9 protein-coding genes are annotated in these 6,852 nt (G+C 72.4%); 5 read left to right on the top strand and 4 right to left on the bottom strand.

The window, feature by feature from the left end:
* Positions 1–589 (top strand): GMC oxidoreductase (locus Q0112_RS06490; RefSeq protein WP_297972944.1); only part of this gene is annotated, 589 nt, incomplete at its 5' end.
* A gap of 170 nt (positions 590–759) precedes the next feature.
* On the opposite strand, the gene Q0112_RS06495 is transcribed toward Q0112_RS06490, so the two are convergent.
* Together Q0112_RS06495 and Q0112_RS06500 are read right to left on the bottom strand one after the other, a co-directional pair.
* A complete protein-coding gene (locus tag Q0112_RS06495; protein ID WP_297972947.1) occupies positions 760–1,149 on the bottom strand; it encodes a type II toxin-antitoxin system VapC family toxin in 390 nt (129 codons plus the stop codon).
* A 7-nt stretch (positions 1,150–1,156) separates the two neighbouring features.
* Entirely contained in the window at positions 1,157–1,384 is a 228-nt protein-coding gene (locus tag Q0112_RS06500) for a type II toxin-antitoxin system Phd/YefM family antitoxin (protein WP_297972949.1), read from the bottom strand.
* A gap of 135 nt (positions 1,385–1,519) precedes the next feature.
* Here Q0112_RS06500 and Q0112_RS06505 point away from each other — a divergent pair, with 135 nt between their 5' ends.
* The 3 genes from Q0112_RS06505 (at position 1,520) to Q0112_RS06515 (ending at position 4,761) form a co-directional block, all read left to right on the top strand.
* Positions 1,520–2,815, top strand: coding sequence for a lipoprotein-releasing ABC transporter permease subunit (locus Q0112_RS06505; protein ID WP_297972964.1), 1,296 nt, complete (start codon positions 1,520–1,522; stop codon positions 2,813–2,815).
* The gene (locus tag Q0112_RS06510; RefSeq protein WP_297972951.1) at positions 2,808–3,500 is read left to right on the top strand and encodes an ABC transporter ATP-binding protein; all 693 of its coding nucleotides are present in this window, start codon (positions 2,808–2,810) and stop codon (positions 3,498–3,500) included. Before Q0112_RS06505 ends, Q0112_RS06510 begins: the two co-directional genes overlap by 8 nt.
* Positions 3,501–3,606: 106 nt before the next feature.
* Positions 3,607–4,761, top strand: coding sequence for an OmpP1/FadL family transporter (locus Q0112_RS06515; RefSeq protein ID WP_297972954.1), 1,155 nt, complete (start codon positions 3,607–3,609; stop codon positions 4,759–4,761).
* Between the two features lie 31 nt (positions 4,762–4,792).
* Here Q0112_RS06515 and Q0112_RS06520 read toward each other — a convergent pair whose 3' ends face one another.
* On the bottom strand, positions 4,793–5,365 hold the full coding sequence (locus tag Q0112_RS06520) for a YqgE/AlgH family protein (RefSeq protein WP_297972956.1): 573 nt from the start codon (positions 5,363–5,365) through the stop codon (positions 4,793–4,795).
* Positions 5,366–5,531: 166 nt separating this feature from the next.
* Here Q0112_RS06520 and Q0112_RS06525 point away from each other — a divergent pair, with 166 nt between their 5' ends.
* The gene (locus Q0112_RS06525; protein WP_297972959.1) at positions 5,532–6,383 is read left to right on the top strand and encodes a protein-disulfide reductase DsbD domain-containing protein; all 852 of its coding nucleotides are present in this window, start codon (positions 5,532–5,534) and stop codon (positions 6,381–6,383) included.
* 198 nt (positions 6,384–6,581) lie between these two features.
* On the opposite strand, the gene Q0112_RS06530 is transcribed toward Q0112_RS06525, so the two are convergent.
* The coding region (locus Q0112_RS06530; RefSeq protein ID WP_297972962.1) for a hypothetical protein at positions 6,582–6,852 on the bottom strand (271 nt) is incomplete at its 5' end.

The raw sequence follows: 6,852 nt of genomic DNA on the forward strand, positions 1-6,852 counted from the left end.
CGCCTTCACCCGCTCGGACCCGGGGCGGAACCACGCCAACGTCGAGTTCCACGTCCAGCCCCTGAGCCTCGACGCCTTCGGCGAGCCGCTGCACCCCTTCCCGGCGATCACGGCCAGCGTCTGCAACCTCAACCCGACGAGCCGCGGGCGGATCGACATCGCTAGCGGACGGGTTGGCGATGCGCCCTCGATCCGGCCGAACTATCTCTCGACGGCGGAGGACCGCAAGGTCGCGGCCGACAGCCTGCGGGTGGCGCGGCGGGTCTGCGCCCAGCCGGCGCTCGCCCGCTATGCGCCGGTCGAGTGGAAGCCGGGGGCGGAGTACCGGACGGACGAGGAGCTGGCGCGGCTCGCGGGCGACATCGCGACGACGATCTTCCATCCGGTCGGGACGACGGCGATGGGGCGCGACGGCGACGAGGGGGCGGTGCTCGACCCGCGGATGCGGCTGCGCGACGGCCGCGGGGGGATCGTGGCCGGGCTGCGGGTGGTGGACGCCGGCGCGATGCCGGTCATCGTCAGCGGCAACACCAACGCGCCGGTGCTGATGATGGCCGAGAAGGCGGCGCGCTGGATCGCGGCGGAGTGAGCCTCGGGCGCCGGGCTGCCTCCTGTACGGAGTGCCGCTCCAGAGAAAAGAGGGCAGCGCCCGAGCCGGCGGGCGTGAAGCGCCCGCCTGGGGCGGGGCGGGACAGTTGGGGAGGGCGCGGCCCTTTCGGCGCCGGAAGCGCGCGCTCGCCTGGACGGGACGGCCTCCCCTTACCAGAGGCGGGCGACGCCGTAGCCGTCGAAGAGCGTCTCGTTCGAGACCAGCAGGAGGCCGTGGCCGAGCGCCTGGGCGATCAGCATGCGGTCGAACGGATCGCGGTGCGGCCCGCCCAGCCGCCCGGCCCGCTCGGCGTCGGAGAGGGTGATCGGGAGCTCCGCGAAGCCCTGGGCGACGACGCAGCCGCGCACGTCCCGCGCGACGGCCGCCGCGCCCGGCAGCTTGCCGAGCCGGTGCTTGGTCGCGATCTCCCAGGCCGAGGCGGCGCTGACCAGGACGGCCTGCGCCGGATCCTCCATCGCGGCCCGCGCCGGGGCCGAGAGCCGGGCGTCCCCGTCGAGCCACCAGAGCAGGGCATGCGTGTCGAGCAGCAGCGGGGCCAAGGCGCCGTCACTCCCAGGCGGCGAGCTCGGATTCGGGCAGGGGCTCGAAGAAGGCGTCGTCGATGCGGGCGCGCCCGCGCATCGCGCCGAAGCGGCGCTGGGCCGGAACCGCGATGCGCAGCAGGCGGGCGACCGGCTTGCCGCCGCGGGCGAGGACGATCTCCTCCCCCGCCTCGGCCTCGGCGATCAGCCGGGAGAGATGCGTCTTCGCCTCGTGGATGTTGACGATCTTCATCACGGCCTCCCTGGGGATTAGTCCATGACTTAGCTAACCTGCCGGCGCAGGTCAATCCCCGGGCCGATCACGGGGTTGCCGCTTGACCTCCCGGGGGCGGCGGCACAGGGTCCGGCGCCGCAACCGCAAAGGATGATGCCGCCCGTGCCGTCGACGCCGCCGCCCTTCGCCGCCTTCGAGTGGCAGATCGCCTGGCGCTACCTGCGCGCGCGGCGGCGCGAGGGCGGGATCTCGGTGATCGCCTGGTATGCGCTGGTCGGCGTGATGCTCGGGGTGGCGACGCTCATCGTGGTGCAGGCGGTCATGGTCGGCTTCCGCGAGGAGTTCACCGACCGCATCCTCGGCGCGAACGCGCATGTGACGGTCTACTATGCGACCGAGGCGGATGCGGACGGCGTGCCCTCGCGGCTGATCGCCGACTACGACGCGCTGGCGACGCGGCTCGCCGCGGTGCCGGGGGTGACGCATGCCGCGCCCCTGGTGCGCGGGCAGGTGATGATCTCGGCCAACGGCCGGGCGTCGGGGGTGGAGGTGATCGGCACCCGGCTCGCCGATCTCGAGACGGTGCCGCTCGTCGCCCACCCCGAGAGCGGGGCGGGCGATCTGGCGCGGCTCGACGAGGGGGTGGCGATCGGCACCGGGGTGGCGCGCGACCTCGGCGTCGGGGTCGGCGACACGGTGACGCTGATCTCGCCCGAGGGGATGGACACCCCCTTCGGCACCCAGCCGCGGGTCAGCGACTACGAGGTGGTCTATGTCTTCGGCGTCGGTCGCTTCGACATCGACCGGACGCGGGTCTACATGCCGCTGGCCGGGGCGCAGAGCTTCTTCGACCGCGAGGAAGGCGCCGACGAGGTCGAGGTGATGCTCGACCGGCCGGCCCGGGTGGAGGAGATCGAGCCGGCGCTCGCCGCCGCGGCCGGGCCGCGGGCGGTGCTCTGGAGCTGGAAGGACGCCTCGGGGGCCTTCCTCTCGGCGCTCGACACCGAGCGGCGGGTGATGTTCATCATCCTGAGCCTCGTCGTGGTGATCGCCGCGCTCAACATCATCTCCGGCCTCGTCATGCTGGTGAAGAACAAGGGGCGCGACATCGGCATCCTGCGCACCATGGGGCTGACCCGCGGCTCGATCATGCGGGTCTTCTTCCTCTGCGGCTCGCTGATCGGGGTGGTCGGCACGATGCTCGGCGTCCTCCTCGGCTGCCTCTTCGTCTACTTCATCCACGACATCCAGGCGGTGGTCGAATGGGTGGCGGGCGGCTCGGTCTGGAACCCCGAGATCCGCTACCTGACCGAGATCCCGGCGCGGCTCCGGCCCGGCGACGTGCTGGCGGTGACGGCGATGGCGCTCGGGCTCTCCTTCCTCATCACCCTCGTCCCGGCGCGCAACGCCGCGAAGCTCAACCCGGTCGAGGCGCTGCGCTATGAGTGAGGCGGCAGCGGAGGTGCTGGCGCTCGAGGCGGTGGCCAAGGTCTACAACCCGGGCACGCCGGCGGCGGTCCCGGTGCTCGAGGGGGCGAGCCTCTCGCTCGCCGCCGGCGAGGTGGTGGCGCTGGTCGCGCCCTCGGGGGCCGGCAAGTCGACGCTGCTGCATATCGCCGGGCTCCTCGACGTGCCGACCGGCGGGCGGGTGCGGCTGCTCGGGCAGGACACCGGCGGGCTCGGCGACGGCGGGCGGACGCGGCTCCGGCGCGACGCGCTCGGCTTCGTCTACCAGTTCCACCACCTCCTGCCGGAGTTCTCGGCGCTCGAGAACGTCGCGCTGCCGCAGCGGGCGGCCGGCGCGGCGCGGGGGGCGGCCGAGGCGCGGGCGGGCGAGCTCCTCGGCGGGGTCGGGCTCGGGCACCGGCTCGGCCACCGCCCGGCCGAGCTCTCGGGCGGCGAGCAGCAGCGGGTGGCGCTGGCGCGGGCGCTCGCCAACGCCCCGCGGCTGCTGCTGGCGGACGAGCCGACCGGCAACCTCGACCCGGAGACGGCCGGACGGGTCTTCGACCTGCTGATGCAGCTGGTGCGCAGCACCAGTCTCGCGGCGCTGATCGCCACGCACAACCCGGAGCTCGCGGCCCGGATGGACCGGGTGCTGCGGCTCGACGCGGGGCGGATCGTCGCAGCCTAGGGGCGATTTCTTCTTGCCCGAGTCGCGTGGCGACAGTATCAATCCCTTTATGGTTGATTAACGAGCTGTCGGTGCAATCCAGAGGCGGCCGCGAGGACAGGCCTGAATGAGATCCGCCCCGCTCGATGCCCTCCGCGCCGCTCCCCTCGTCGCCTGCGGCGTCGCCCTTTCCGCGCCGCTGACGCTGGCCGGCGGCATCGACCAGTCGGGGCAGCCGGTCACGCTCCTCTTCCAGGAGGGCGACTATGCCGAGATCCGCTTCGGCTACTGGATGCCGACGATCCGCGCCCAGGGCGGGCCGGGGCATTCGACCGAGGACGCCTACGGCGACCAGCCGGACCTCGGCCTCGGCATCCGCAAGCAGTTCAGCGAGCGGTTCGCAGCGGCGCTCATCCTCGACCAGCCTTACGGGGTGATCGTGGACTACGACCGCGACGATCCGGCCGGGGCCTTCGCCTATGCCGGCACGCACGCCGAGCCGCGGTCGTTCGGGGTGACCGGCCTCGCGCGCTATCTGGTCACGCCGCGCTGGAGCGTGCACGGCGGGCTGCGGGCGATCCGCTTCGGGGCCGAGGCCGACTTCCGCGGCTGGGGCTTCGGGCCGGTGCTCGACGGCTACAGCTGGACCGGGAGCGACGCCTGGGGCCTCGGCTACGTGCTGGGCGGCGCCTACGAGATCCCGGAGATCGCGCTCCGGGTGGCGGTCACCTACGGCTCGCGCACCGACATCACGCTCGACAGCAGGGAGACGCACCTCTTCGACCCGGCGACCGGCGGCTTCGGCACGCTCGACTCGGAGACCGAGATCACCATGCCGCAGTCGGTCAACATCGACTTCCAGACCGGGGTGACGCCGAAGACCCTCGTCTACGGCTCGGTGCGCTGGGCGGACTGGGAGGGCTGGAGCGTGGCGCCCGAGGGCTACGTGGCGCTGACCGGGGAGCCGCTGGTCGAGTTCCAGCACGACACCTGGCGCTTCCAGCTCGGCGTCGGGCGGCAGCTGACTGAGCGGATCGCGGGCTCGCTGGAAGTCGCGCACGAGACGGCGACCGGCGACGTGCAGACGGCGCTGACGCCCTACGACGGCTATACCGCCTTCACCGTGGGCGCGAGCTACCGGACCGACGCCGGGCTCAGCATCGCGGGCGGGGTGCAGTACGGCTTCCTCGGCGATGCCGACGTGGCGACGCCGACCGGGACGGCGCGCTTCGAGGACAACTACGGGGTCGGGGTCGGGGTGCGGATCGGCTACAGCTTCTGACGATCCCCCGCCGCCGTCCGCGGCCGCGGGGTCAGGCGCGGCCGCCCTCGGCGGAGAGCAGGTGGGGGTCGATCTGGATCGAGCGCAGCGCCCCGCCCCATTTCTCGCTGTCGCGCAGGCCGAAGACGAGCTCGGGGTCGGCCGGGGCGGTCAGCCAGCCGTTGGCCTGGATCTCGCTCTCGAGCTGGCCCGGCCCCCAGCCGGCATAGCCGAGCGCAAGGAGCGAGCGGGCCGGACCGGCGCCGCGCGCCATGTCCTGCAGGATGTCGACCGTCGCCGTCATGGCGAAGTCGGCGCTGACCGCAAGGCTCGAGTCCTGGACGGTGTATTCGGCCGAATGCAGCACGAAGCCGCGGCCGTGCTCGACCGGACCGCCGAAGTGGACGCGGGCGCCGGTGAGATCGACGCTCGCGGGGATCTTCAGCTGGGCGAGCAGGTCGGCGAAGCTGAGCTCGGGCGCCGGCTTGTTGACGATGAGCCCCATCGCACCCTCGGCGGAATGGGCGCAGAGGAAGATCACCGAGCGATCGAAGCGCAGATCGCCCATGCCGGGCATGGCGATCAGCAACTGGCCCTGCAGGAAGCTGGCTTCGCGCTCGATCATCGCCCGAAGATGGGCTGGTTCGGGAGCGATTACAAGCGAGCCCGCCCCCTGCCGACCCCCTGCGCATCCCGGGGCGGCGGCACGCCGGCTCGCCGCAATGTGACTGTTGGCGCGGCAGGGTTCGCGGCTATGGTCCGGGACCCGGTCCGGACGTGCAGGCCCCCGCATGAGTCCCCTTCCCCGCTCCCTCCGTCTCGCCGGCCTGGCCGCCGCCATGATCGCCGGCACGGCCGTTGGGCCTGGCGCGGCGGAGACTTCGGGCGGGGTGCCGGGGGCGGTCGAGGCGGTGACGCTGCTCGACGGCTGGCGCGAGGCGGACGGCAGCCGGATGGCCGGGATCGAGATCCGGCTCGGGCCGGGCTGGCACACCTACTGGCGCGCGCCGGGCAGCACCGGGATCGCGCCGATCTTCGACTGGTCGGGGTCGGGCAATCTCGCCTCGGTCGCGACCGACTGGCCGCGGCCGGTGCTCTTCGACAGCTTCGGCGTGCGCTCGATCGGCTATGCCGAGCGGGTGGTGCTGCCGGTGCGGCTGGTGCCGGCCGATCCGGCGGCGCCGCTCGAGGTCGGGCTTTCGCTCGACTTCGGGGTCTGCTCAGACATCTGCACGCTGGCCCAGGCGCGAATCGACGAGCGGATCGCCCCCGGGGCGCCGGAGGAGGGGCGGGCGCGCATCGAGGCGGCGCTGGCGGCGCGGGTCGAGAGCGCGGCCGAGGCCGGGGTGGCGCAGGTAACCTGCGCGCTGCAGCCCGAGGGGCGCGGCTATGCGCTGACCGCGCGGGTGACCTTTGCCGAGGCCCCGCCGCCCGACGCCGTGGCGGTGCTGGAGGCGGGGCGGCCCGATATCTGGATCGGCGACGCCTCGAGCCGGACCGAGGGACGGACGCTGACCGCGCGCGCGCCGATCCAGGCCCCGCCGGGCATGGCCGGGCCGGTCCTGGAGCGGCAGGCGCTCCGGCTCACGCTGCTCGACGACGGCCGCGCGGTCGACATCCTCGGCTGCGACGCGCCCCGCTAGGGTGGGTGCCCGCAAGCCGCCATGCGCCAGGAGCGGCCATCCAGGGGCTCAAGCATTGATTATTACGCGATGCTTGCCAGGCCGTTTGACAACCTCGTCATGACTGCCCGAGCCACTCTTCTAGGCGGAGCTTTGAGTTCCGCCGAAGAGGCTTTCGACTTCGGCCGAAGCAACAGCCACTCCCCCGCCAAGCTATTGCTACGCGGCGAAGCACTCCTCTAATGGAAGTTCCCCTGCAAGTCTAAAGGCCTTGATCATATCTCCCTTGGCGGCCTGTTGGGCATTCTTGCTTGCAGCGACAAGCGCGTGCGAGAAAGCCAGGTGTGCATGACCTGGATAGGTTTGGTTGCCAGCGTCCACGACGCAGATCGCTCGCGTGCCCTGACCATCCAGCAACTCGCGAAGCATCTGGCACTGAACAGACCAGCATCCCATAAATTTACGACCTTCTGACCTTTCCCCCGGGATC

Source organism: uncultured Amaricoccus sp. (assembly GCF_937858865.1).
In the GTDB taxonomy this organism is placed as follows: domain Bacteria; phylum Pseudomonadota; class Alphaproteobacteria; order Rhodobacterales; family Rhodobacteraceae; genus Amaricoccus.

Coding starts and splice junctions, on each gene's coding strand:
- Q0112_RS06500 (WP_297972949.1), bottom strand. CDS start 1,384: ATGAAGATCGTCAACATCCACGAGGCGAAGACGCATCTCTCCCGGCTG.
- Q0112_RS06505 (WP_297972964.1), top strand. CDS start 1,520: ATGCCGCCCGTGCCGTCGACGCCGCCGCCCTTCGCCGCCTTCGAGTGG.
- Q0112_RS06510 (WP_297972951.1), top strand. CDS start 2,808: ATGAGTGAGGCGGCAGCGGAGGTGCTGGCGCTCGAGGCGGTGGCCAAG.
- Q0112_RS06515 (WP_297972954.1), top strand. CDS start 3,607: ATGAGATCCGCCCCGCTCGATGCCCTCCGCGCCGCTCCCCTCGTCGCC.
- Q0112_RS06520 (WP_297972956.1), bottom strand. CDS start 5,365: ATGATCGAGCGCGAAGCCAGCTTCCTGCAGGGCCAGTTGCTGATCGCC.
- Q0112_RS06525 (WP_297972959.1), top strand. CDS start 5,532: ATGAGTCCCCTTCCCCGCTCCCTCCGTCTCGCCGGCCTGGCCGCCGCC.